Source organism: Thiofaba sp. EF100 (genome assembly GCF_039822285.1).
GTDB lineage: Bacteria > Pseudomonadota > Gammaproteobacteria > Halothiobacillales > Halothiobacillaceae > Thiofaba.
The window spans coordinates 204,808-230,112 of record NZ_JBAJEY010000001.1; the positions used below are offsets into that span (position 1 = coordinate 204,808).

General features: G+C 63.9%; 24 protein-coding genes. 18 read left to right on the plus strand and 6 right to left on the minus strand.

Annotation, left to right across the window (positions count from 1 at the left end):
• Nucleotides 1-37 precede the first annotated feature (37 nt).
• The gene (locus V6D91_RS01035) at nt 38-316 is read right to left on the minus strand and encodes a heavy metal-associated domain-containing protein (protein ID WP_347318078.1); all 279 of its coding nucleotides are present in this window, start codon (nt 314-316) and stop codon (nt 38-40) included.
• Nucleotides 317-436: 120 nt separating this feature from the next.
• Here V6D91_RS01035 and ilvD point away from each other — a divergent pair, with 120 nt between their 5' ends.
• The 15 genes from ilvD to V6D91_RS01110 all read left to right on the plus strand — a co-directional run bounded on the left by ilvD (nt 437) and on the right by V6D91_RS01110 (nt 15,153).
• Entirely contained in the window at nt 437-2,302 is a 1,866-nt protein-coding gene (gene ilvD / locus V6D91_RS01040) for a dihydroxy-acid dehydratase (protein WP_347317330.1), read from the plus strand.
• Nucleotides 2,299-2,655, plus strand: a complete 357-nt coding sequence (locus tag V6D91_RS01045; RefSeq protein ID WP_347317331.1) for a HopJ type III effector protein — start codon at nt 2,299-2,301, stop codon at nt 2,653-2,655. Before ilvD ends, V6D91_RS01045 begins: the two co-directional genes overlap by 4 nt.
• A gap of 154 nt (nt 2,656-2,809) precedes the next feature.
• Nucleotides 2,810-3,082, plus strand: a complete 273-nt coding sequence (locus tag V6D91_RS01050; protein ID WP_347317332.1) for a phosphopantetheine-binding protein — start codon at nt 2,810-2,812, stop codon at nt 3,080-3,082.
• 28 nt (nt 3,083-3,110) lie between these two features.
• Nucleotides 3,111-3,716, plus strand: coding sequence for a hypothetical protein (locus V6D91_RS01055; protein ID WP_347317333.1), 606 nt, complete (start codon nt 3,111-3,113; stop codon nt 3,714-3,716).
• The gene (locus tag V6D91_RS01060) at nt 3,713-5,017 is read left to right on the plus strand and encodes an AMP-binding protein (RefSeq protein ID WP_347317334.1); all 1,305 of its coding nucleotides are present in this window, start codon (nt 3,713-3,715) and stop codon (nt 5,015-5,017) included. The genes V6D91_RS01055 and V6D91_RS01060 overlap by 4 nt, the downstream gene beginning before the upstream one ends.
• Before the next feature lie 307 nt (nt 5,018-5,324).
• A complete protein-coding gene (locus V6D91_RS01065; RefSeq protein ID WP_347317335.1) occupies nt 5,325-6,230 on the plus strand; it encodes a lipid A biosynthesis acyltransferase in 906 nt (301 codons plus the stop codon).
• Between the two features lie 40 nt (nt 6,231-6,270).
• Complete coding sequence (locus V6D91_RS01070; protein WP_347317336.1) at nt 6,271-6,780, plus strand: LolA-related protein; 510 nt, start codon at nt 6,271-6,273, stop codon at nt 6,778-6,780.
• Complete coding sequence (locus tag V6D91_RS01075) at nt 6,777-9,098, plus strand: MMPL family transporter (RefSeq protein WP_347317337.1); 2,322 nt, start codon at nt 6,777-6,779, stop codon at nt 9,096-9,098. Before V6D91_RS01070 ends, V6D91_RS01075 begins: the two co-directional genes overlap by 4 nt.
• A gap of 25 nt (nt 9,099-9,123) precedes the next feature.
• Complete coding sequence (locus V6D91_RS01080) at nt 9,124-10,305, plus strand: beta-ketoacyl-[acyl-carrier-protein] synthase family protein (protein ID WP_347317338.1); 1,182 nt, start codon at nt 9,124-9,126, stop codon at nt 10,303-10,305.
• Entirely contained in the window at nt 10,302-11,084 is a 783-nt protein-coding gene (locus V6D91_RS01085) for a beta-ketoacyl synthase chain length factor (protein ID WP_347317339.1), read from the plus strand. Before V6D91_RS01080 ends, V6D91_RS01085 begins: the two co-directional genes overlap by 4 nt.
• The gene (locus V6D91_RS01090; RefSeq protein WP_347317340.1) at nt 11,081-11,530 is read left to right on the plus strand and encodes a hypothetical protein; all 450 of its coding nucleotides are present in this window, start codon (nt 11,081-11,083) and stop codon (nt 11,528-11,530) included. Before V6D91_RS01085 ends, V6D91_RS01090 begins: the two co-directional genes overlap by 4 nt.
• Entirely contained in the window at nt 11,527-12,246 is a 720-nt protein-coding gene (gene fabG, locus V6D91_RS01095; protein WP_347317341.1) for a 3-oxoacyl-ACP reductase FabG, read from the plus strand. Before V6D91_RS01090 ends, fabG begins: the two co-directional genes overlap by 4 nt.
• A 129-nt stretch (nt 12,247-12,375) precedes the next feature.
• Nucleotides 12,376-13,158, plus strand: coding sequence for a glycosyltransferase family 2 protein (locus V6D91_RS01100; RefSeq protein ID WP_347317342.1), 783 nt, complete (start codon nt 12,376-12,378; stop codon nt 13,156-13,158).
• 67 nt (nt 13,159-13,225) lie between these two features.
• Nucleotides 13,226-13,618 (plus strand): hypothetical protein, encoded by a 393-nt coding sequence (locus V6D91_RS01105; protein ID WP_347317343.1) that lies wholly within the window; start codon nt 13,226-13,228, stop codon nt 13,616-13,618.
• A gap of 881 nt (nt 13,619-14,499) precedes the next feature.
• A complete protein-coding gene (locus V6D91_RS01110; protein WP_347317344.1) occupies nt 14,500-15,153 on the plus strand; it encodes an alpha/beta hydrolase in 654 nt (217 codons plus the stop codon).
• Here the strand turns inward: V6D91_RS01110 and V6D91_RS01115 are convergent.
• A complete protein-coding gene (locus tag V6D91_RS01115) occupies nt 15,148-16,059 on the minus strand; it encodes a recombination-associated protein RdgC (protein WP_347317345.1) in 912 nt (303 codons plus the stop codon). The genes V6D91_RS01110 and V6D91_RS01115 overlap by 6 nt on opposite strands.
• Nucleotides 16,060-16,172: 113 nt before the next feature.
• On the opposite strand from V6D91_RS01115, the gene pepN reads away from it, so the two are divergent.
• The 3 genes from pepN to tilS all read left to right on the plus strand — a co-directional run bounded on the left by pepN (nt 16,173) and on the right by tilS (nt 21,194).
• The gene (gene pepN, locus V6D91_RS01120) at nt 16,173-18,779 is read left to right on the plus strand and encodes an aminopeptidase N (RefSeq protein WP_347317346.1); all 2,607 of its coding nucleotides are present in this window, start codon (nt 16,173-16,175) and stop codon (nt 18,777-18,779) included.
• A gap of 64 nt (nt 18,780-18,843) precedes the next feature.
• On the plus strand, nt 18,844-19,806 hold the full coding sequence (gene accA, locus V6D91_RS01125; RefSeq protein WP_347317347.1) for an acetyl-CoA carboxylase carboxyl transferase subunit alpha: 963 nt from the start codon (nt 18,844-18,846) through the stop codon (nt 19,804-19,806).
• A gap of 41 nt (nt 19,807-19,847) precedes the next feature.
• On the plus strand, nt 19,848-21,194 hold the full coding sequence (gene tilS / locus V6D91_RS01130; RefSeq protein WP_347317348.1) for a tRNA lysidine(34) synthetase TilS: 1,347 nt from the start codon (nt 19,848-19,850) through the stop codon (nt 21,192-21,194).
• A gap of 175 nt (nt 21,195-21,369) precedes the next feature.
• Here tilS and pnp read toward each other — a convergent pair whose 3' ends face one another.
• The 4 genes from pnp to rbfA all read right to left on the minus strand — a co-directional run bounded on the left by pnp (nt 21,370) and on the right by rbfA (nt 25,303).
• On the minus strand, nt 21,370-23,448 hold the full coding sequence (gene pnp, locus V6D91_RS01135; RefSeq protein ID WP_347318080.1) for a polyribonucleotide nucleotidyltransferase: 2,079 nt from the start codon (nt 23,446-23,448) through the stop codon (nt 21,370-21,372).
• Between the two features lie 167 nt (nt 23,449-23,615).
• Complete coding sequence (rpsO, locus tag V6D91_RS01140; protein WP_347317349.1) at nt 23,616-23,885, minus strand: 30S ribosomal protein S15; 270 nt, start codon at nt 23,883-23,885, stop codon at nt 23,616-23,618.
• A gap of 75 nt (nt 23,886-23,960) precedes the next feature.
• On the minus strand, nt 23,961-24,884 hold the full coding sequence (gene truB / locus V6D91_RS01145; protein WP_347317350.1) for a tRNA pseudouridine(55) synthase TruB: 924 nt from the start codon (nt 24,882-24,884) through the stop codon (nt 23,961-23,963).
• Nucleotides 24,881-25,303, minus strand: a complete 423-nt coding sequence (gene rbfA, locus V6D91_RS01150) for a 30S ribosome-binding factor RbfA (RefSeq protein ID WP_347317351.1) — start codon at nt 25,301-25,303, stop codon at nt 24,881-24,883. Before rbfA ends, truB begins: the two co-directional genes overlap by 4 nt.
• Nucleotides 25,304-25,305 lie beyond the last annotated feature (2 nt).

Sequence of the window (25,305 nt, forward strand, 5' to 3'; positions counted from 1 at the left end):
AAGGCCGCATCATGCGGCCTTCGTTGTTTCAGCGGGGTTACCCCATTCCCTTGTCCAGGCGCCCGAGGGCGCAGCTGACGAACGAGCGGGCCTTGGCCCCCATCGCCTGCATGCCTTCCGCGCTGCCCTTCTCGGGGTAGCCCATCGCCGCGAGGCGCTCGATGGCCTGGAGGCGCACATCCCGGTCTGCCGCGATCAACACGCTCTCCCCGCCGATATCGACCTCCACCGAGATCACGCCGGAGATCTTGAGCAGCCCCGTGCGGATGCTGTTGGCGCAGCCGCTACACTTGATGTTGTCAACCACGATGATGATGTCCATCAGACAGCCTCCGCGAATGCCGGACGTCTCTGGAAGCCCCCGGGCATGAAGGTTATTCGGGTGCATTGCCGTGTAGAATAGTCCATCTTTCCGTCCAGTGTTCCGAGGGATGCCATGCCCGTCTACCGTTCCCGCACCACCACCCACGGCCGCAACATGGCCGGCGCCCGCGCCCTGTGGCGCGCCACCGGCATGAAGGATGGCGATTTCGACAAGCCGATCATCGCCATCGCCAACTCCTTCACCCAGTTCGTGCCGGGCCACGTCCACCTCAAGGATATGGGCCAGCTGGTGGCGCGTGAGATCGAGAAGGCGGGGGGCGTGGCCAAGGAATTCAACACCATCGCGGTGGACGACGGCATCGCCATGGGCCATGGCGGCATGCTGTATTCCCTGCCGAGCCGCGATTTGATTGCCGACTCGGTCGAGTACATGGTCAACGCCCACTGCGCGGATGCCCTGGTATGCATCTCCAACTGCGACAAGATCACCCCGGGCATGCTGATGGCCGCGCTGCGCCTGAACATCCCGGTGATCTTCGTCTCCGGTGGCCCGATGGAGGCCGGCAAGACTCGCCTTGCGGGTAAGGTCATCAAGCTCGACCTGGTCGATGCCATGATCGAGGCCGCCAATCCGAACACCTGCGATGCCGACGTCGAGCAGATCGAGCGTTCCGCCTGTCCGACCTGCGGTTCCTGCTCCGGCATGTTCACCGCCAACTCGATGAACTGCCTGACCGAGGCGCTGGGCTTGAGCCTTCCGGGCAACGGTTCGCTCCTGGCGACCCACGCGGACCGCAAGGAGCTGTTCCTCGAGGCCGGGCGCCGGATTGTCGAGCTGGCACGCCGCTACTACGAGCAGGACGACGAGCGTGTGCTGCCGCGCTCCATCGCCACCTTCGAGGCCTTCGAGAACGCCATGGCGTTGGACATCGCCATGGGCGGCTCCAGCAACACCGTGCTGCACCTCCTCGCCGCCGCGCATGAGGCCAAGGTGGAGTTCACCATGGCCGACATCGATCGCATCAGCCGCAAGGTGCCGCACCTCTGCAAGGTCGCGCCGAGCACCCAGCAATACCACATGGAAGACGTGCACCGCGCCGGTGGTGTGTTCGGCATTCTCGGCGAGTTGGATCGCGCCGGCCTGATCCACGCCGGTTGCCATACCGTGCACAGCAACACCCTTGGCGAGGCCCTGGACCAATGGGACATCGCCCGCCCGACCGCCGCCGAGGCTGCGAAGACCCGCTACCTCGCTGGCCCCGCCGGCATCCCGACCCAGACCGCCTTTTCCCAGGACACCCGCTGGCCGGACCTCGACCTCGACCGCGCGGGCGGCTGCATCCGTGACCGCGCCCACGCCTACAGCCAGGATGGCGGCCTGGCCGTGCTGTACGGCAACCTCGCCCCGGATGGCTGCATCGTCAAGACCGCGGGCGTGGATGAGGAGATCCTCAAGTTCCATGGCCCGGCGCGCATCTTCGAGAGCCAGGACGCCGCGGTCGAGGCCATCCTGGGTGACAGAATCAACGCTGGCGACGTGGTCATCATCCGCTACGAGGGCCCGAAGGGCGGTCCCGGCATGCAGGAGATGCTCTATCCCACCAGCTACCTGAAGTCCAAAGGCTTGGGCAAGGTCTGCGCCCTGATCACCGATGGCCGTTTCTCCGGCGGCACCTCCGGCCTCTCCATCGGCCACGTTTCGCCTGAGGCGGCCGAAGGCGGCCCCATCGGCCTGGTGGAGGAGGGGGATCTGATCATGATCGACATCCCCAACCGCACCATCGCTGTGGACGTGAGCGAGGAGGAACTCCACCGCCGCCGTGAGGCGATGGAGGCCAAGGGCATCCACGCCTGGCAGCCCATGGCCCGTGAGCGTGAGGTGAGCCTGGCCCTGCAGGCCTATGCCGCTATGACTACCTCCGCGGCCCGCGGCGCGGTGCGTGACCTCGAACAGCTCAAGCATCGGGGCAAGCGATGAAGGATCCACGCATCCAGGCCCATATCCAGCGCCTGCATGACGAGTTCGTCCCGTTTGCCGACACGCTGGCGCTGATCGCCGAGCTGTACGACTACACCCCCACCGCCTTCAGCAATGGTGTGGGGGAAGATCGGCTCGACAGCCCGGCCGGGGTCAACGAAGGTTCCTGCAAGGTGTTCGCCTTCGCCCGGCTTAACGGCCTTTCCAAGGCCGAAACCCTGGCCTGCTTCGGTGAGCACTACCAGGCTGTGCTAAACGACCCCGCGGGGATCGGGCACCCCAATATCCGCCTGTTCATGCGCCATGGCTGGGAGGGGATCCGCTTTGACGGGGAACCTCTTTGCCGTGGTTAACCAGGAGCAACAGCATCCTGGCCTTTTCACGTGCGTTCATTGGCTTCTCAGGCTATTCACGCCTGAGTTGAACCATTAAAATTTGACTAGGTTGCGCTCTGCATTCCTTAACATTGCAGATGCTTCGCCTTTCGATATGCAGGGATGTTTCATCATGACGAACCCGAACCTGACTCCCCATGAGCGGGAAGTTGCCCAGATCATCATCGACGCCCTCAACCTGGAGGACATCCAGGCCGACGAGATCGATCCCGCTGCCCCCTTGTTCCGCGAGGGTCTGGGGCTCGATTCCATCGATGCGCTGGAGATTGCCCTAGCCATCAGCCGTCGGTACGGCTTTCAGCTCCGTTCCGATTCGCCTGACAACATGCGCATCTTCTCCTCGTTGCGCGCGCTGAGCGCGCACATTGCCAGCCAGTCGGCCTGACGACTCATCGGCTTTCGCGCTCTCATCTATGCGCTGGCCACTCCTGCTTTTTATCGCCTTTCCCCTGGCGAGCCATCTAGCCGCGAGCAGGGGATCGGCGGTCGGCGCCACCCTGGCTCTTGGGCTCTTGGTCCTGCCCGGGGTGCTGGGGGCCATCCGGGCAGGCGGGACGGTCAGGGGATGGTTTGCCCTCCTGCCCCTTCTATTTCTCGGGCTGGGGGCGTGGAGCGGGATGGCGCTTACATGGCTGTTTTATGTCCCGGTCATCCTTCCCCTTGGGTTGATGCTCCTGTTCGCCTCAAGCCTTATTCCTGGACGGACGCCATGGGTGACAAGGATTGCAAGTCAGCTTGAAGGTCCCCTCTCGCCCAAGGCGATCCGCTACACCCGCGCGGTGACCCTGGTATGGGTCGTCGTGTTTGCACTGCTTGGATTCGGTGCTCTCTATCTCGCCCTGTTCGCGACGGTCGAACTCTGGTCCTTGTTCACCAATGGCTTCAACTACCTGTTGATCGCCTTTGTTTTCATTGCCGAGTTCATGGTACGGAGACGGGTCCTACGGGGCGAGGCCAACCCCGACTTCGGCGCCTTCCTCCGCGGGATGGGGCAGATACGCGCGGGCAGCAGACCATGAAAACGACGCGTTTGAACACCCCCTTGCTCGATTCTTCCGGGGGCGAGGAGGTGGTCTTCAGCAGCCGCGGCCAGCACCTTTCCCGCCGGGATTTTCTTGCCCTTGCGCATGGCGTGGCTGCCCGCCTGAGAGGGGCCACGCGGGCCGTCTTCAACCTGTGTGAGGATCGCACCCAGTTTGCCGCAGGGCTGGTTGGCGCCTTGGAAGCAGGTGTCACCACGCTGCTTCCGCCCAACCGGGCGCCCCGTACCCTTGAGCAGCTCTCGGCCGATTGGCCTGGCGCCCTGTTCGTGGATGACGATTTCATCCGGCAGACACTACCGCGTGTGCCCGAGGGGTCAGCTTCTGTCGACCCGGAACTCGATGCGGTCATCCTTTACACGTCCGGCAGTACCGGAACCCCTAAGCCGCAGCCCAAGCGCTGGTCAGGGCTTCTGGCCGGCAGCCAACGCATCCATGCGCGGCTTGCTGCGCTGGTCGGGGGACTGGATGGCCTGCACCTGGTCGCAACCGTGCCTCCCCAGCACATGTTCGGCTTGGAGACGTCCATCCTGCTGCCGTTGCATCACGCGCTGTCCGCTTTCTCGGGGCGCCCGTTTTATCCTGCGGACGTGGCTGACACCCTCGCCACGCTGCCCGAACCTCGTGCACTCGTGACAACCCCCCTGCATCTGCGCGCCTGCATTGAGGCAGGGGTGAAGTGGCCCAAGCTGGAATTCATCCTCTCGGCCACGGATGTGTTGCCCCTGGAACTCGCTCAGCAGGCAGAGGCCGTGATGGGAGCCCCGGTCCTTGAGATCTACGGCAGTAGCGAAACGGGGGCCGTCGCCACGCGCCGAACGGCTTGCGGCGAAGCCTGGCGCCTGCTGGATGGATTGCATCTCGAGATGACGGCGAGCGGGCCTCGTTTGCATGGGGTCGGCCCTGCGCCTTTGGCACTCAACGACAGGATTCAGCTGTTGGGTGACGAGCACTTTGAACTCCTCGGCCGTGACAGCGACCTGGTCAATGTTGCCGGCAAGCGGGCATCGCTCGCGGATCTCAATCTCAAGTTGCGCCAGATCGAAGGTGTCGAGGATGGAGTGATCTTCATGCCTGAGGGAGGAGAGCGCCCCGCCGGCCTCGTGGTGGCGCCCGGGCTCCCCACGCGTGCTGTCCTCAATGCCTTGGCCGAGCATGTCGACCCGGTGTTCTTACCCCGGCCGCTGTACAGGGTCAACGCCCTGCCGCGCAACGAGACAGGCAAGCTCGCACACCAAGACGTGCTGCGATTGTTCGATCAGCAACGGAGGCCCGGATGAGGGTTTGGAGAGAAACCACCCTGCTCGAAGCTGAGCATCCGACTCTTGCAGGCCACTTCCCCGGCAACCCCCTTGCGCCGGGCGTGCTTCTGCTAGACCGGGTCCTGCAGGCCGTGGCGCGGGGCTGGCCCCGGTGCCGGGTCCGTGGCCTGCCACAGGCCAAATTCGTGCAGCCCTGGCGCCCTGGTGAGCACCTCGACATCGTACTGGAGGAGTCGACTCCGGGACGTCTCAGCTTTGTCTGCCAACATGCGGGACAACCGGTGGCGCACGGCCTGTTAAATGTTGAGATCAACGAGGATCGATCTTGAGTCGTCAGTGGTTGACCGAACGCGAACGTGGCGCGCCGTGGCTCGTCCGCCTCATGCTCTGGATAGCCTTGAACATGCCGCGTGGTGTCGCTCGCCTAGTGCTGTTGCCGATTACCGCCTACTTTTACGTCGCCGCACCGCGCGCCCGGCTGGCTTCCAAGCGTTTTCTTGCCCGCGCCCTCAGACGCCGGGCGACTTCGTGGGACAGCCTGCGGCATTTACACACCTTTGCCGCGACGATCCTTGATCGAGTCTATTTCCTCACTGGAAAGCTCGAGCGCTTCGATATCCACCTGCACGGTTTCGAAGCTCTTCGCCAACGGGCGAAGGACGGGGAGGGGGCCCTGCTGATCGGTGCCCACCTGGGAAGCTTCGAGGCCCTGCGCGCCCTGGCAGTCGAGGACGATGCCATTCGCCTCAAGGTACTGATGTACGCGGATCACAACCAGGTGATCTCGCGCCTCCTGCATCAACTCAATCCAGCCGTGGCCGAGACGATCATTCCTCTCGGCCCCTTCGACAGCCTGCTCAAGGTCAGGGAATGCGCCGACGAGGGCTACTTGATCGGCCTGCTCGGCGACCGGGTGGCAGAGAGCGACAAGTCAGTATGTTGTCCCTTTCTGGGCAAGGAAGCATCCTTCCCCGCAGGCCCCATGATCCTCGCGCACAGCCTTCGCCTGCCGTTATTTCTTGTGTTTGGCCTTTACCAAGGCGGCAACCGCTATGACCTGCACTTCGAACCCCTCGTGGAGCGAGTCGACCTCGGTCGGCCGCATGATCCAGCCAAGCTGCAGCACTATGTCCGCCTCTATGTGGAACGGCTCGAGTACTACACAAGGCTTTCGCCCTATAACTGGTTCAATTTCTACGATTTTTGGAATGAGGACACGAAGTCTCATTAACTTGATTCTGCTTGGAGCGCTCCTTACAGGAGGCTCAGCCATGGCAGCAGAGAACCTTGAGGAGCTGATGGCGGCTTTCGCCACCCGGCAGGAAACGGCGGCCCGGTTTGAGGAGGAGAGGCACCTTTCGGCACTGGCCAGCCCTGTGGTCTTGCGCGGTCGGTTGCAGTTCAGGGCACCCGACCAACTGATCAAGGTGGTCGAGACTCCCGTCCGTGAGGACTATGTCCTTGAAAAGAACACCCTGACCATTGAGCGCGATGGCAAGCTGAGTCGCATCGACATCGACACTCATCCCGCCCTGCGAGCCATAGCGGAGGCATTCCGCGCCACCCTCTCGGGAGACTTGGCCAGTTTGCGTCGCTATTTCGAGGTACGTTTCAGCAAACAAGGTCAGGATGCCTGGAGCCTCGAGCTGACACCTCTGGATCGCCGCGTGGCCGACCAGGTTGAGCGCTTGAGCCTTCAGGGCAGGGGAGCGCTGCTTCTGCGGGCCGTGACTCATGAACGTGGCGGCGATCAGAGCGACATGCGCATTCTCCCGCCATGAACCTGAAGCGCGCACTCCCCCCGCTGGTCTGGCTTCTGACCATGGGGTTCGTTGTGGCCTGGCTGAGCACCCGGCTCGAAGTGACCCACGATCTCTCCGTCTTTCTGCCTGCCGGAAGTTCCACGGAGGAGCAACTCCTTCTGGGGGAGTTACGGGCTGGGCACGCCGCACAGTTGATCCTGCTGTCGATCAGTGGTGGCGATGCCCCCCAGCGCGCCCATGCAAGCAAACAGTTGGCTGCCGCACTGCGGGGTTACAGCCTCATTGCTGAGGTCGCCAATGGCGACCGGCAGACCGGCCTTGAGCTGGATGGTGAGCTGTTGGCCTACCGCTTCCTGCTTAGCCCCCTGGTGGTGCCCGCCCTGTTCGAACAGGAGCAGTTACATCAGGCCCTACAGCAGCGACTGGCCGAGCTTTCCAGCGGACTCCCCCTACTGGACAAGCGTTGGCTTGCCCACGATCCGGTCGGGCTTCTCCCTTCCTTGCTGCAGGGGTGGCAGGGGGGGTTCAATCCCACACAGGAGCATGGGGTATGGTGCGATCCCGCCGGCCAGCAGGCGCTTCTGATGGTGCACAGCACCGCAGCGGGATTTGATCTTGAACAGCAACAGGCGGTCATCGACGCGATTCAAAAGGCATTTGAGGAGGTGAAAGGTGCATCCGACCTGACCCTGCGTATGACTGGCCCGGCGGTGTTCGCGGTCAAGTCGCGTGAGATCATCAGCACAGAGATTCGCCGCCTCAGCCTATGGACGAGTATTGCGGTGGCATTCATCCTCCTCGTGGCTTACCGATCGTGGAAGGTTGCACTCCTGAGCGTCGTTCCGCTCGCAACCGCCCTGATGGTGGGCATCGCCGTGACCGCCCTCCTTACAGGGCCGATCCATGGTATCGCTCTGGCCTTCGGCATGGTGTTGCTCGGGCTGACGGTCGATTACCCGCTTCACCTGTTCAGCCAACATCGGAAAGGCTCCACTCTGGCTGAGGCCGCACATTCCATCGCCACCCCCATGGCGATCAGCGCCCTGACCACCGCAATGGCCTTCGCAGTCCTGGCCCTGAGTGACTTTCCCGGGCTGGTCCAGCTCGGGGTGATGACTGCATCTGGGCTGCTGGCTGCAGCCATCACCACCCTCTGGGTCCTGCCAGCCCTGACAGGCACATTCCCGGACCGCCGCGTGGTGCGTCCTGAAAAACTGGCGCGCGCCTTGGCTTCCCCTCATCGCACAGCAGTTCGCCTGTGGTTCTTGGCCGGGGCTGCTGCCCTGGCCGTGGGGTACAGCCTGACCATCTCAGCGCCATGGGAGGACGATCTGGGCGCCTTGAGCCCCATTCCGTCCGCCGATCGCCTACAGGATCAAGCATTGCGCCAAGCGCTTGGCGCACCGGACGTCCGTCATCTGCTCCTGGTGAAGGGACAGGATCTGGAGCAAACCCTCCAACAAAGCGAAATGCTCATCCCGCTATTGGATGATCTCGTCAGGGAGGGCGTCATCCAGGGGTTTGATCTTGCAGCCCGCTATCTGCCGAGTCAGGCCACCCAGGAGGCCAGGCGCAAGGCGCTTCCTTTGCCGGATGAACTGTATGCAAGGCTTACCCGGGCAGGGGAGGGTCTGCCCTTCCGCACCGGCCTGTTCGCACCGTTCATCGCCGATGTCGAGCTTGCGCGTGATCTACCCCTGCTCAGAAAAGAAGATCTAAGCGGTACCCCGCTTGGTTTGCGTGTTGACAGCCTGCTGCGCCAGGATGCCGATGCCTGGACGGCGCTGGTCGTGTTGCGCGGGGTTTATTCCCCCACACGCCTGGCTGAAACCTTGGGGCCTGTTCGTCCTGCCTATGTCCTGGCGCTGGATCTCAAGCAGGACACCGAAGCCATGGTGGCACGCTTCCGCACTGAAACACTGGCCAATAGCGTAATGGTTGGTGTGGCCATCCTTCTGGCCCTCCTGCTCTGGCTGAGGTCGCCTGCCGCCCTCATCCGTGCCATCATTCCCGTTTTTGCAGCCATGGCGTTGACTGTGGCTGCCCTGCTGGCTTTGGGGGAGGCACTGACCCTGTTCCATCTGATCTCCCTGCTGCTCGTGCTGGGGATCGCGATCGACTATGTGGTTTTCCTCCAGTCCCACGGCGGCAACGCATCGTCGTTGGCGCATACCCTGCATGCCTTATTGGCCTGTGTGGCATCGACGACTGTCGTCTTCGCTTTGCTGGCCGGATCGCCTATCCCGGTGCTCCACGCCATCGGACTGACCGTCAGCCTCGGCGTGCCGCTGGCACTCGGCGCTGCCTTATTGATGGGCCCCCGGGGGGGGCATTGAATCAACCTTGATGCCGCAACGACGCATGAAGCTCCTAAGCATCGCCGACTACACCCTTACCAACGCCTTTGGAGCAGGCAGGACAGCCTCGCTCAGCGGCTTGCGCGGGGGGCGTTCCGCCCTGCGCCCGATCGATCTGGAGGAACCCACCCCGAAAACCTGGATCGGGCGGGTGGACGGGGTGGAGGATGTTTCCCTTCCAGCCTCCCTTGCTGGTTACGACTGCCGAAATAACCGACTTGCCCTCCTCGCTTTGGAACAGGATGGCTTCCTCGAGGGTGTCAGGCGCGCCATCGCCCGACACGGCGCCACGCGGATCGGCGTGTTCCTCGGCACCAGCACCTCCGGCATCGAACGCACCGAGCATGCTTACGCATCTTTACCTGACCAAAAACATCTCCCGGTAGGTGAGCACGATCATGCCCTGACGCACAATATGGCGGCCACGGGGCGCTTCGTGCGCGAATGGCTGGGCCTGCGCGGCCCCATGCACGTCATTTCCACCGCCTGCTCATCCAGCGCAAAGGTCTTCGCGACCGCTTGGCGACACATCCAGGCGGGTCTCTGCGATGCGGCCCTGGTGGGTGGGGTCGATAGTTTGTGCCTCACCACACTTTATGGCTTCAATGCACTGGAACTCCTTGCCTCCGGCCCCTGCCGTCCGTGGGATCGCGACCGTGCTGGCATCTCCATCGGCGAGGGGGCCGGTTTTGCCCTGCTCGAGCCGGCTGCGGAAGGCATCGGCCTGATCGGCTATGGCGAAAGCAGCGATGCCTACCACATGTCCACACCACACCCCGAGGGACTGTGGGCCGCGCGGGCCATGCAGGATGCCCTCGATCGCTCAGGACTCTCCCCGTCGGATATTGATTACGTCAACCTGCATGCGACCGGTACGCGTGCCAATGATCAGGCGGAGGACCAGGCGATGAGGGCCGTCTTCGGGGGCAAGGTCTGCTGCAGCGGGACCAAGGGTGGCACCGGCCACACCCTCGGTGCGGCCGGCATGATCGAGGCCCTGTTTGCCTGCATGGCGATCGAGCACGGTTTCGTGCCGGGGATGCCGACCCTTGGCCAGCCCGACCCTAGCCTGCACACCCCCGTCGTAGTCAATGCGCGCGAGCAGCGGGTGGACTATGCCATGTCGAATTCGTTCGGTTTTGGCGGCAGCAACTGCAGCCTGGTCTTCGGGAGGATTGAGGCATGAAGGTCCGGATCGCAGGCGTGGGGCTGATCGCTCCAGGACTGGAAGGCTGGCAGGCATCCATCCCTGTTCTGGCCGGGCGGGCACCCTACAGCCCATCGCCCTTTGAACCGAAGGCCCCAGCCTTCTGCCCGCCGAACGAGCGTCGGCGAATGACCCCCGTGATCCGGATTGCCCTGCAGGCGGCTCTGGAGGCCATGGGCGACGAGCATGTGGATCTGTCCACCGTGTTCGCGAGCAGCGAAGGGGACTTGGGGGTCATCGACCACCTCTGTACCGCGCTCGCTGAGCCGCACCGTCCCGTTTCTCCCACCCAGTTCCACAACTCGGTGCACAATGCTCCTGCGGGCTATTGGCATCTCGGGCGGAAATCACATGCGGCATCCACCAGTCTTTCCGCCGGGGAGGCGAGCTTCGCCTCCGGGCTGATGGATGCGATGAGCCTGGTGCATACCGAAGCCCGGTCCGTGCTCCTCGTGGCGTACGACGGTTCCACCCCTGAGCGCTTGCATCCTTTGTGTCCTATCGACCAGCCCTTTGCCTGCGCCCTCGTGCTGCAACCTTGGGCGTCGAGGTCAGGTGGAGTCTGGCTTGAGCTTGGGGCCATCACCGCGGAGCCCTCTGACACCCTTGCGGCAGATCCTGCGCTGGAGGGCCTGCGCCTTGCCAACCCCTCCGCGCGGGCGCTGCCCCTGCTGTGCGCCATGGCCATCGGCTCGGAGAGGTCGGTGCGACTTCCCTACCTGGATGGCAGCAGTGTCACGCTCGGGCTGGCCGTATGATCCTGGATCAGGAAGCCATACGAACCCTCATACCTCATGCAGGGGGGATGTGTCTGATTGAACGCGTCCTTGCTTGGGATGCGGTCCAGATCCAGTGCGAGACGAACAGCCATCGGGCGGCTGATCTCCCTCTTCGTGAGGCCGGCCGCCTGGCAGCGATCTGTGCGATCGAATACGGTGCACAGGCCATGGCGATCCACGGCGGGCTGTTGGCCCAGGCGGCCGGCGAGCCGGTGGGGCAGGGCGGCTATCTCGCCGCCGTTCGCGGCGTGCACCTCCATCGGGACACCCTGCACGACATCAAACACCCCCTACGCATCCATGCCAGCCGCCTGGGGGGCGCGGGAGGAAGTTTCATTTATGCCATCCGCGTCGAGGCCGGCGGCGAACCGGTCGCCGAGGCTCGCGTGACGGTCATGCCCAAGCCAGGAGAACACCATCCATGAAACGCGCACTCGTCACGGGCGGAAGCGGAGACATCGGCCAAGCCATCTGCCGCCGGCTGGCCCGCGACGGCTATCACGTGATCGTGCACGCGAACTCGCGCCCGGAAAGGGCAGCCGCGGTAGTCGAAGTCATTCTTGCAGAAGGTGGGCGCGCCGAGGCCACGGTATTCGATGTCACGGACACCGAGGCGGCCCGTACGGGCCTTGAGGGACTTCTCACCGCTGGCCCGATCCAGACGGTGGTGTGCAATGCCGGCATCCACCGCGACGCCCCGCTTGCCGGCATGGCCCCGGCAGCCTGGCACGAAGTCATCGACGTGTCGTTGAACGGCTTCTACAACACACTCCACCCTCTGTTACTGCCGATGATCGGTACGCGTTGGGGACGGGTCATCGCTATGTCATCCGTGGCCGGCATCATGGGCAACCGGGGGCAGGCCAACTACGCCGCGGCCAAGGCGGGTCTGGCAGGTGCGGTCAAGTCTCTGGCCATTGAACTTGCCTCACGTGGCATCACCGCCAACGTGGTTGCACCCGGAGTGATCGAGGGCTCGATGACGGAGGATGTGTTCGACCGTGAGCGCATCCAGGCCTTGGTACCGATGAAGCGGGCGGGGCGACCGGAGGAGGTCGCGAGCCTCGTGGCCTTCCTGGCCTCGGAAGAGGCTGCCTATATCTCGGGACAGGTCATTTCCATCAACGGAGCCATGGCCTGAGCAAGTAGATTTGCCGCTCTTCCCAAGATCTGCTTCGGGCAGTGGAAGATCCACCACTGAAAGTCAGGCTTCGATCTGTCCTCCGCTGATTCGGAGACCCAAGGAGCAAGCCCGCGGACAGGCAAAAGGATGAAGCATCACATGAAATTCAGCGTTGTCATTCCGGCTTATAACGAGGTCGCCACCATCGCCGCGGTCGTAGGCCAGGTGCGTGAGCATGCCTCAAGCATCATCGTCGTCGATGATGGCTCCGTGGATGGGACGGCCCAGGTACTGGCCGGGCTGCCGGTACAGGTCATCCGCAACGAGGCCAACCTGGGTAAGGCCGCGAGCCTGTGGCGTGGGGCGCGCGTGGCCATCGAGCAGGGGGCAGAGGCCATCGTCACGCTTGATGGCGATGGTCAACATCCTCCCCATCACATCGCAAGCCTCGTCACCGTGGCCCAGCGCTATCCGGACAGCATCGTCGTGGCGGCGCGCTTGAATAGGCGCGATAAGGCACCGCCCATGCGCCGGTTCGCCAATAAGTTCGCTGATTTCTGGATATCCTGGGCTGCGGGCCAGAGAATGGTTGATACCCAGTCCGGCTTCCGCATCTATCCTGCCCAAGCCTTTGATCTTGTCAGCCCTGGCCCGGACAGGCGTACCGGCTTCGTGCTTGAGAGCGAGATCCTGATCGAGGCCTCGCATGCGGGGATCCGCACCCTGCAGATACCGATCGAAACCATCTACCCGGAAGACCGGCGCGCCAGTCATTACCGCCCCCTGGAAGATACCTGGGCGATCGTGCGCATGGTGGGGGGGAAACTCCTGCGGCGCGGAATGTATATTCCGGGGCTGCTCAGCGCCTTGCGCAGTCCGGCGGGAATCATCGCCCCTGCGAGACTGGAAAGCCTGCGGAACGATGATTAGGATATGTACCGATCGCTGCCTTTCCAGCAGCGGTCATGAACCATAACCAAGACAGGGAATGAAGGACATGTTGGGTAAGAAAACGCTAGCCGCCGTTATCATCCTCTCGACCGTAACCATGATGGGGTGCAAGTCTGCGCCGGTACAGGATGTGGTCGATGCCCCGGTGACCACCAGCACGCAGAAGTACACGCAGGATGATGTGCGCAGGGCCATCCTCGATGCCGGCGCAAGGCTCGGTTGGCAGATGAAGGATGTGGACAATGGCCACATGCTTGGCACCTTGATGCTGCGTAGCCACATGGCGCAGGTCGATATCCTCTACACCAAGCAGAATTACACCATCAAGTACAAGAACAGCACCAACCTCGATTACGACGGCCAGAACATTCACAGCAACTACAACGGCTGGGTTCAGAATCTGGACAAGGCCATCCGTGCCAACCTCGCCGCCATGTGATCTCCACCTGAGCACCCGTTTCCTTTTAACCCCTCCTCCGCGAGGGGTTTTGTGTTTGTTCCCATGCCACTCCCCCCACCACATCAACCTAGGGTCGCCCTGCGGGACATCGGACCTGACGGACTGTTCACCTTGTTCCTCTCCCACGTCGCCTTCATCGTAAGCGGGGGGCTGCTGTTCATGATCCTGTGCTTACGGGTATTGCAAGTCGCCCGCCAGGCGACGACGAATCCACCTGCAGCAGGGGCCTGTCTGGTCTTCGGCATGCGCCTGAGGGATGATGGGAGAGTGCCTGACCCCTACCTTCTGCGGCTTGAGCGGGCTTATCTCCTCCATCGTGCCCGGCCTGCGCTGGATCTCATCCTCTTGGGCGGCCGGACGGGCAGTCACGATATCTCCGAATCGGGCGCGGGCAGGGATGTATTGCTCTCTCTTGGCGTGGGAGACGAACACATTCACATTGAGGAAAGCTCGCGACACACGTTGGAGAATATCTACAACGTGCAAGCCATGTGGGAAAACCAGCAAGACGTGATCTTGCTCAGTAATCGCTATCATCTGGCCAGATGTCTCTATATGGCCCGAGGATTTGGGTTGAGGGCCCATCCTTGTGCAGCCGAGGATGTGTTCCATGAAACACCGGGACAATGGCTGCTGTGCCTGAAGGAGGCCTATCTCCTTCATTGGTATGTCGTTGGCCGGGGTTGGGCATGTTTGACTTCGAACCGTACCATGCTGGGGAGGATAGGATCATGTCGGCCCGCTCCATGAATGGTGCCATCATCCTCATACTCCTGCTTACCTCCATTGTCCTTCTGCTTGGGGGGTGTGCTGCCTATCGGTACTGGCCCGGCGCCCCTATGAGTCAGGACACCGCGGGCATGACCGGGCGCCACAAGACGCTCGTCGTCTTCCTTCCGGGTATTGAGGATTCCGCACAGGACTTCCGCAAGCACGGCTTCCACGAGGCCCTTCGCCGCCACGGGGTGGAGGCTGATACAGTCGCCGTCAATAGCCATGTCGGCTATTTCCTTTCAGGCAGGATTGTCGATCAACTGCACGAAGACGTGATTTTGCCTGCCCGCGCGCAGGGTTATTCGGATATCTGGCTGGTGGGGGTCTCTCTCGGCGGGCTGGGGAGTCTGCTTTATGCCAAGGAGCATCCGGAAGAAATCCGCGGGATTGTGCTGCTGGCCCCGTTCCTCGGGCGCAGGAATGCCATTGCACGCCTGGTAAGCGAAGGGTCCCCCAAGCATCAGGACTCCTGGATGGATTTCATGCCTGAGGGCTTCGAGCCGGAGCTATGGGCCTGGCTGGAAGAGAACGCACGCAATCCATCCGCCCCGCCCATCTTCATGGGCTACGGAAGCTTGGACAAGCTGGTCTATGGACATCTAGCCCTGCAAAGGCTGCTGCCTGCCGAGCGCGTTCTCGCCATTCCGGGCGACCACAGCTGGCCGACCTGGACGCGCCTGTGGGATGGCCTGCTGGAGCGCGGTGTACTCGGCAAAGGCGCCATGGCCACGCGCTCATGAGCGTGCGGCCAACCCTCCCAGCGCGCTGTCGATGTCATCGATCATGGCCCGCAGGGTCATGTTCTGTAGCGCAAGGGTCTGATCCATGCGCGCCATGGCGTCGTCATCGTCCGCCTGCTCGAGCGGTTCGAGCAGCACATCGGTGGGTTTGAGGCTGCGCAGCACGCCTGCGGCATCCAGCACGAAGCTCATCCGGTCGCGCCACACCAGGCCCAGGCGGGTCACCTTCTTGCCCGAGGCCAGGTGGACCTTGACCTCCTCCGCGGTGAGATCGTGCTTGCGCAGGGTGGCGGTGCCACCTTCTTCCTCCTGAGCGGTGAGGACGCAGGTCTGGTCCAGTTCAAAGCCCTCGGGAAGCTGGCGGGTGGCGAGCCAACGGGTCATGGTTGCGCCCCAGTCTTCCTGGGTGCGCCAAGGGGCGACGGGGAGGGTGCCGGTGGCCTGACGGAGGGCGCCGAGCAGGGCCTCGGCCTGCTTACTGGCCGCACTGTCCACCATTACCCAGCCGCGCTCGGCGTCGATGCTTGCGAACATGCGGCGACGGCGCGGAATCAGGCGCGGCAGCAGGGCGTGCTCGATCCCTTCGCGCATCTCCTTCTTCTCGCGCGATCCCGGGGCATGGCCCTCCCGGGCCTCGTATTCCAGCACCTTCTCGGCCAGCTGCTCGCGCACAAAGCCCCCCGGCAGGCGCTTCTCTTCGCTCACCCAGCGCACCGTCCACACGCCCTCTGCGGCATGCACGAAGGCCTGCGCCTTGGGCCCGAGCACCGGCTCGAAACCGTGGCTGGCAAGCTCCAGGGGGCCGCAGGGACGGAATGGGTGATGGCCGAGTGCGGCCTCCAGGTCATCGAGCCCGAAGGGCAGGGGGGCGGTCAGGGGGTAGAGACTCAGGGCGCGGAACCACATGGCGGCATCGTCGTTGCATGGCGGGGCCAAGGATTATCCGGGCGCCGAACGCGCGGGGCAAACACGGTTATACTGCCGCATCCGTTTGTCACGAAGAGCCCGGCCCGCGTCCCATGAGCACTGACGATCGCACCATCCGCCTCGCCGATTACCGTCCGCCCGCCTGGCGCATGCCCCGCATCGAGCTGACCTTCGAGCTCGATCCCGAGAGCACCCTCGTCCACGGCCAGCTGCACCTCGAGCGTGCCGACGGGGGGCAGGGGCCGCTGGTGCTCGATGGTGAGGCGCTGGAGCTGGTGCGCATCGCCATCGACGATGCGCCGCTCAGCCCCGATGCCTATGCCCTGACGGAGGCGGGGGGGCTCGTGATTCATCAGCCGCCCGAGCGCTTGACCCTCTCCATCACCACGCGCATCCGCCCCTCCGCCAATACCAGTTGCATGGGGCTGTATCTCTCCAACGGCATCTTCACCACCCAGTGCGAGCCGGAGGGCTTCCGCCGGATCATGTACAGCCTGGACCGGCCGGATGTGCTGTCGATCTACACCACGCATGTGGTGGCCGATCCCGCCCGTTACCCGGTGCTGCTCTCCAACGGCAACCTTGTCGGTGAGACGCTGCTGGCAGATGGGCGCAAGCAGGCCACCTGGCACGACCCCTTCCCCAAGCCGACCTACCTCTACGCCCTGGTGGCGGGGGATCTCGGCGTGCTGCGTGATCGCTTCGTCACTATGAGCGGGCGCGAGGTGGCGCTGGAGATCTATGCCGAGCACCACAACGTGGACAAACTCGGCCACGCCATGCAGTCGCTCATCAAGGCGATGACGTGGGACGAGGAAACCTACGGCCGCGAGTATGACCTCGAGCGCTACATGATCGTCGCGGTGGAGGACTTCAACGCCGGGGCGATGGAGAACAAGGGGCTCAACATCTTCAACGCCAAGTACGTGCTGGCGCGCCCGGAGGTGGCCACCGACAGCGATTATGAGGCGATCGAGAGCGTCATCGCCCACGAATACTTCCACAACTGGTCCGGCAACCGGGTGACCTGCCGCGACTGGTTCCAGCTCTCGCTCAAGGAAGGCTTCACCGTCTTCCGCGATCAGGAATTCTCCGCCGACATGGGCGCGCGCGCCTGCCGGCGGATCGAGGATGTCAATGTGCTGCGCACCTGGCAGTTCGCCGAGGATGCCGGCCCCCTGGCGCACCCGGTGCAGCCGCCGGAATACCAGGCGATCGATAACTTCTACACCACCACGGTCTACAACAAGGGCGCGGAGGTGGTGCGCATGCTCAAGAACCTGCTCGGCTGGCCGACCTTCCGCAAGGGCAGCGACCTGTACTTTGCCCGCCACGACGGCCAGGCCGTCACCATCGAAGACTTCGTCAAGGCCATGGAAGACGCCTCCGGGCGCGACCTGAGTCAATTCCGCCGTTGGTATGTGCAGGCCGGCACCCCACGTGTCACTGCAAGCGGGGCGTATGACGCCGAAGCCCAGCGCTATACCCTGACCCTGCGCCAACATACCCCCCCCACACCCGGCCAGCCGGAAAAGGCGCCCTTCGTCATCCCCATCGACATGGCCCTGCTTGACCGCGAGGGAAAACAACTCGCCGAGGGCGTGCTCGAACTCACCGCGGCGGAGCAACACTTCGTCTTCGAGGGGATGCCTGAGCGCCCCGTGCCCTCCCTGCTGCGCGGATTCTCCGCCCCGGTGCGCATCGACTTCCCCTACACGGCGGAGGAGCTTGCCTTCCTCATGGCGCGGGACGACGACGACTTCAACCGCTGGGAGGCCGCCCAGCGCCTGATGACCCGCGTGCTGCTTGGCCTCATCGACGATGTGCAGGCCGAGCGCGAGCTCGTCCTCGATCCCAAACTGAGCACCGCCTGGGGCCATGCGCTGCATGACGCCAAGCTCGATGCACGGATGAAGGCCGACCTGTTGACCCTGCCCTCCGAGGCCTGGTTGGCCGACCAGTGCGAGGTGGTGGACCCGCACGCCATCCACACGGCGCGTGAATTCCTCCGTCGCGCCCTGGCGGAGGCCTGGGAGGATAGCCTGCTCGCCGTGTACCACACCCAGCAGGAGCCAGGCGCCTACGAGCCCACCCCGGAAGCCATCGGCCGCCGACGTTTGAAGAACTTCTGCCTGAACATGCTGATGGCGCTGGATCATGACACGCACCATGCGCTGGCCACCCATCAATTCCGCGTGGGGCACAACATGACCGATGTCCTCGCAGCCCTGCAGAGCATCGCGCACAGCGCTTGCGCTGAACGCAGCTCGGTGCTCGCAGCCTTCGAGGCCCGTTGGGCCCATGAATCGCTTGTGATGGACAAGTGGTTCAGCATCCAGGCCACCAGCCCCCTGCCGGGTACGCTGGACGAGGTGAAGCGTCTGATGGGGCACCGTGCCTTCCACCTGGCCAACCCGAACAAGGCTCGGGCCCTGATCGGCAGCTTCGCCCGCGCCAACCCGGTCGCTTTCCACGCCCCGGACGGCTCGGGCTACCGCTTCGTGGCCGAGCAGGTGCTGAAGCTGGATGCCCTCAACGCCCAGGTCTCCGCGCGCATGGCGGGGGCCTTCCAGCAGTGGCGGCGTTTCGATCCCCAGCGTCGCGGCTTGATGCGTGATGCCCTGCGGTTCCTCGCTGCGCAGTCGATCTCGGTCGAACTGCGCGAGGTGGTGGAGAAAAGCCTCGCTGAGGACGCCTAACCCGCATGTGGTGCTGGTCTGCTAACATTCAGCTTTCACGCGATCCCTTTGAAGCTCTGCGCGCATGAACCCGAACTATCTCGATTTTGAACAGCCCATTGCCGAACTCGAGGCGAAGATCAACGAACTGCGGCTGATGGGCAACGACAGCAACCTCAATCTCGGCGATGAGGTCGAGCGTCTGCGCGCCAAGGCGGATCAGCTGACCCGCTCCATCTTCAGCAAACTCACCCCCTGGCAGGTGTCGCAGATGGCGCGCCACCCGCAGCGCCCCTACACCCTGGATTACGTCAAACACCTGTTCACCGACTTCGTCGAAATGCATGGTGATCGGGCGTTTGCCGACGATGCCGCGATCGTGGGTGGACTGGCGCGCTTCGAGGGCCGTCCGGTGATGATCATCGGCCATCAAAAGGGGAGGGACGTGAAGGAGCGCGCCCGCCGCAATTTCGGCATGCCGCGCCCGGAGGGCTACCGCAAGGCCAAGCGCCTGATGGAGACCGCCGCGCGCTTCGGCCTGCCGGTGTTGACCTTCATTGACACCCCCGGGGCCTATCCTGGCATCGACGCCGAGGAACGCGGCCAGAGCGAGGCCATCGCCCGCAACCTGTTCGTCATGGCCGACCTGCCGACCCCCATCGTCTGCACCGTGATCGGGGAGGGCGGCTCGGGTGGGGCGCTCGCCATCGGCGTGGGCGACCACCTGATGATGCTCCAGTACAGCACCTATTCGGTCATTTCCCCCGAGGGTTGCGCGGCCATCCTGTGGAAGGATGCGGCCAAGGCCCCGGAGGCCGCCGAGGCCCTCGGGATTACCGCACCGCGGCTCAAGGAACTGGGACTGATCGATGAGATCATCGAGGAACCCGCTGGGGGCGCCCACCGCGATGTGCCGTTGCACATGGCCAACGTCAAACAGGCCCTGCTGCGTGCCCTCGACCAGGTCAGTGCCATGCCGATCGACCGGCTGCTCGAGCGCCGTTACCAGCGCCTTATGAGCCACGGCCACTATCTGGACAAGGCCTAAATCCTCCGCCGGCGCGCCGCAGGCCCGACACGGCTAGGGGCATGAACGAGCACGATCCGAGCCTGATCGAGGCCGTTCGCCGTCATATCCCTGCTCATCTACGCCATCGACCCCTGCTCGTCGCCTTCAGCGGGGGTCTGGATTCCTCCGTCCTGCTCCATGTGTTGTCCCGCCTGCGCGAGACGGGCGACCTCGCCGCGCTCAGCGCCGTGCATGTTCATCACGGCCTTCAGACTCAGGCGGATCGTTGGGCTGAACATGCGCAAGAGACCTGTCGGACGCTTGGCATCCCGCTCATCGTCGAACGGATTCAGGTCGCACCGACGGGGGAGGGGATCGAGTCCGCCGCCCGCAAGGCGCGTTATGCCGCCCTGGCCAGGCACCTCGAGCCGGGCGGGGGGCTGGTGACCGCGCATCATCGGGATGACCAGGCCGAAACCTTCCTGCTCCAGCTCATGCGTGGGGCAGGGGTGCGGGGGCTGGCCTCCATGCCGGTCATGGCCCCTTTGGCAGGCGGCTGGCATCTGCGGCCGCTGCTCGACATCGGGCGCGAAACCTTGCATGCCTATGCCTTGGCGCACGGTCTGCATTGGATCGAAGATCCCAGCAACGCCGATCCGCGCCATGCCCGCAACCTCGTGCGTCACCATATCTTCCCGGTTTTGCATACCCACTGGCCCAAGGCCGAAGCGACGCTGGCCCGGGCCGCGCGCCGCATGGCCGTCACCGAGGAACTGCTCGGAGACCTTGGGCGCCTCGACCTTGAGGCTGCCCGCAGTGATCAGGTGGACCGGCTCGATGCCATGGAGCTTGCCCGACTGCCGGATCAGCGCCTGTTCAACGCCGTGCGCACCTGGCTGATCGAACTCGGCCTGTCGTTGCCTCCCGAGCCCCGTCTTGCCGAGATCCGGCGCATGCTGGATGCCCGGGCGGACGCCTTGCCCGTGATCCGCTGGCCGGGAGGCGAGCTACGGCGCTGGCGGGAAGGACTTTATGCCCTGCGTAAACGGGCAAGGCCTCTCGACCCTACGTTTACGCGGATTTTGCACCCAGACACCGTCATGGATTGCCCGGAGCTTGGCTGGCGCGTGATTCCGCACAAGACCATGGGCTCGGGTCTGCGTCTTGCGTCCGTGCCGAGCGAGGGCCTGGTCATGCGTCTGCGCCGGGGCGGTGAAAAGATACGTGTCGCCGGGCAGACGCATCATCATCAAAGCCTGAAAAACCTCTTTCAGGCCTCATCCATCCCGCCATGGGAAAGAGAGCGTTTGCCGTTGTTTTTTATTGGCGACCAACTCGTCCAGGTTGGGGCGTCGTGGATCGATGCCACGCATGCTGCGGGTCCAAACGAGGCGGGCTTGCACATCGTGCTGGAAAGGCTCCCGTGAGCCGCGCTGACGTATCACCATAAACCATCCTAGTAATGACACATAATGTATATTATGTAAAATACTATGCGTTGAATAAGGCAAGGACAGTCATTCATGCATTCGTCCTCCATAGCCCCCTTTCATGACAACGCCCCGTCTTGCGGGGCGTCGTCGTCTCAGCTAGGGCTCGATCTCAGAGCCCACGCATGGAGAGCTTCATCTTGCCCTGCTTGTCGAGCTCCAGCACTTTGACTTTGATGGTCTGGCCTTCCTGCAGGAAGTCGGTGACCTTCTCGACGCGCTGGTCGGCAATCTGGGAGATGTGCAACAGACCGTCCTTGCCCGGGAGGATGTTCACGAAGGCGCCGAATTCGACGATCTTGACGACCTTGCCCTCGTAAATACGCCCGACTTCGACATCCGCTGTGATGAGCTCGATCCGGCGACGCGCCTCGTCGGCAGCCTCCTTGCTGGTGGCAGCGATGGTGATGGTGCCATCGTCGCTGATGTCGATATTGGTGCCGGTCTCCTTGGTCAGGGCCTGGATGGTCGCCCCACCCTTGCCGATCACTTCGCGGATCTTGTCCGGATTGATGCGGAAGGTGGTGAAGCGCGGGGCATGTTCGGAGACGTCCTCGCGCGCCTTGGAGAGGCCGGCATTCATGATGCCCAGGATGTGCAGCCGCCCTTCCCTCGCCTGCTTGAGGGCGACATCCATGATCTCGCGGGTGATGCCGTTGATCTTGATATCCATTTGCAGGGCGGTAACACCCTGCTCGGTGCCCGCAACCTTGAAGTCCATGTCGCCGAGGTGATCCTCATCTCCGAGGATGTCGGACAGTACGGCGAACTTGTCACCCTCCTTGATCAGGCCCATGGCAATGCCGGCCACCGGGGCCTTGAGCGGCACGCCGGCGTCCATCAGGGCCAGGGAGGAGCCGCACACGGTGGCCATGGAGCTGGAACCGTTCGACTCGGTGATCTCCGAGACCACGCGGATGACGTATGGGAATTGCTCCTGGCTTGGCAGTACGGCGCTGACGCCGCGCTTGGCGAGGTTGCCGTGGCCGATCTCGCGGCGCTTGGGCGCGCCGAAGCGACCGGTCTCGCCCACGGAGAACGGCGGGAAGTTGTAATGCAGCATGAACGGCTCTTTGCGCTCGCCCTCGATCGCGTCGATCAGCTGGGCATCGCGTGCGGTGCCGAGGGTGGCGACCACCAGGGCCTGGGTCTCACCGCGGGTAAACAGGGCGGAGCCATGCACACGCGGGAGGATGCCGGTTTTCACCGTGATCGGACGGATGCCCTTGGTATCGCGGCCGTCGATGCGTGCCTCGCCGTTGATGATGCGGGTACGGACGATCTCGGACTCCAGGGCAAACAGGATGTCACCGACCGTCTGGGCATCGCTGCGCGGAGTCTCGCCGCTGCAGAAATGCTCGATGGCCGCAGCGCGGATCTCACCGGTGCGGGCATAGCGCTGCTGCTTGACAGTGATGCGGTAGGCCTCGGCCAGATCTTTTTCGGCAAAGGCGCGGATCTCGGCACGCAGGGCCTCGTCCCGCGCCGGCGGCTGCCAGTCCCAGGGCTCGGCGCCCGCTTCGCGGGCGAAGTCGCTGATCGCCTGGATGGCGGTCTGCATCTGCTCGTGGCCGAAGACCACCGCACCGAGCATGACGTCCTCGGGCAGCTCCTGCGCCTCGGACTCCACCATCAGCACCGCCTCGCGGGTGCCAGCGACGACGAGGTCGAGCTTGGAGGTGGTCAAAGCATGGCGGCCCGGGTTGATGATGTATTCGCCGTTCTCGTAGCCCACCCGGATGGCGCCGATCGGCCCCTGGAAGGGCACACCGGACAGGGCAAGGGCCGCCGAGGCCCCGAGCATGGCGGGGATGTCCGCCGGCATGTCCGGGTCGTTGGCATGCACCACCGCGATGATCTGGACTTCGTTGTAGAAGCCTTCCGGGAACAGCGGACGCAGGGGGCGGTCGATCAGGCGTGCGGTCAGGATCTCGTGCTCGGCCGGCTGGCCCTCGCGCTTCTTGAAGCCGCCGGGGATGCGGCCGGTGGCATAGTAGCGTTCCTGGTAGTCGACGGTGAGGGGGAAGAAATCCTGCCCGGGGCGCGCCTCTTTCTCTGCCACCACCGTGACGAGGACGACGGTGTCGCCCATGCGGACCATGACGGCACCGCTGGCCTGGCGGGCGATCTCGCCGGTTTCGAGCGTGACGGCATGGCCGCCGTACTGGAAGGTCTTGGTGGTGGGTTTGATCACGATAGGTTCCCTTGCGTACGAATGTTCGGGCCTGAAGAGGACCATCCTCTCCAGACCATAAATGTCATGAAGGCGCTGGACCTGCGCCCAACGCCTTCAGTGGGGAGGTTTCCCCTCCCCTCGCCTTCAATACCTGCGGTATTGAACGCATGCTTGTCTGCAAATTACTTACGCAGACCCAGCTTGCCGATCAGCGCCTGGTAACGGTTGACGTCCTTGCGCTTGAGGTAGTCGAGCAGCTTGCGGCGCTGGTTGACCAGGCGGATCAGACCACGGCGGGAGTGGTTGTCCTGTTTGTGGGTGCCGAAGTGCTCGGTCAGTTGCTGAATGCGGCTGGTGATGAGGGCCACCTGAACTTCGGTGGAGCCGGTGTCTTTGCCGTCACGGCCGAATTCGGCAACGATCTTGGCTTTTTCTTCTGCGGTCATGGTCATGCTGTTTACTCCAGGGTCAAAGTTGATGGAAACGCCCGTTCCGCAGATCACTCCGCGAAGGGGTTAAGACAACACCTAGAAGGCTGCAAGCAGCCGCCTGGGTGCCACCCGCCCGTCGTCGAGGACTTCCCCCAGACCCAGGAAGAGGCCGTCCGCCCCGTAGATTCGAAACCAGCCCTCAGGTGGGGCATGGGCGACGAACACGGGGTGACCGTGGCGGATGTGAAACGTGCTGTCGGCATCCAGCGAGATGGCAGGATAACCGGTCAGCGCGGAATCGGTCGGCAGGATAACACGATCGAGGGCGTCCTGCCCCTCTTCGGCGAGCATCTTGAGCTCCTCGAAGGTGTACATCCGAGGATGGTCCATGAACGGGCCGAGCCCGGTGCGGCGGAGCATGGTCACGTGCGCCCCACAGCCGAGCGCCTCGCCGATATCCTCGATGAGGGTGCGCACATAGGCGCCCTTGCTGCAGCGCAGGCTGAGACACAGCTCACAGCCTTCGAGGCGGTCGACGGTGATCCAGTCGAAGCGAACACGGCGCGCGGGGCGTTCGACCTCGATCCCCTTGCGGGCGAGCGCATACAGGCGCTGGCCCTTGTGCTTGAGCGCGCTGTACATCGGCGGGACCTGGTCAACCTCGCCGACAAAGCGGCCCACCACGGCCTCAACCTGCGCAAGATCAAGCGTTGGCACGGGGCGCTCCTCAATCACCTCGCCATCCGCGTCCGCGGTATCCGTGCGCTGCCCGAGCCGCGCGCAGACCGAATAGCTCTTGTCGGCATCGAGCAGCAGGCCCGACACGCGGGTGGCCTTGCCGAAGCAGACGGGAAGCAGGCCGGTGGCGAGCGGGTCCAGGCTGCCGGTATGGCCGGCCTTCTCCGCCTGGAACAGCCGCCGGACCTGTTGCAGGGCGTGGTTGGAGGATATTCCCCTGGCCTTGTCCAGCAGCACGATGCCGTGCAGGGCGCGCCAAGTCTTCTTGCGCGGTGCGGTCAAGCACGGCCCTCGCTGTCATCGTCGCCTGTGGCCTCCTTCCCTTCGCCCGCCTCCTCACCGCGCAGGGCCGCATCGCGCGCGAGCGCGGCGGAGATGACCGCACTCATGTGCGCACCGCGCTCGATGGATTCGTCATAGACGAAGTGCAGTTGCGGCGTGATACGCAGGCGCATCAGGCGGCCGAGCAGGCTGCGCAGGTGAGGTGCGGCCCCGCCGAGCACCTCCAGGGCCACGGTCTTCTGCTCCGGATCCATGGTGGTGAAGAAGACCTTGGCATGCGACAGGTCCGGCGAGACCCGCACGGCGGTCAGCGTCAGCATGCCGAGGCGCGTGTCGCGCACCTCGTCACGGATGAGCTGGGCCAGCTCACGCTGGATCTGGTCGGCGACGCGCTGATGGCGCGGGACATGACGTGCCATGC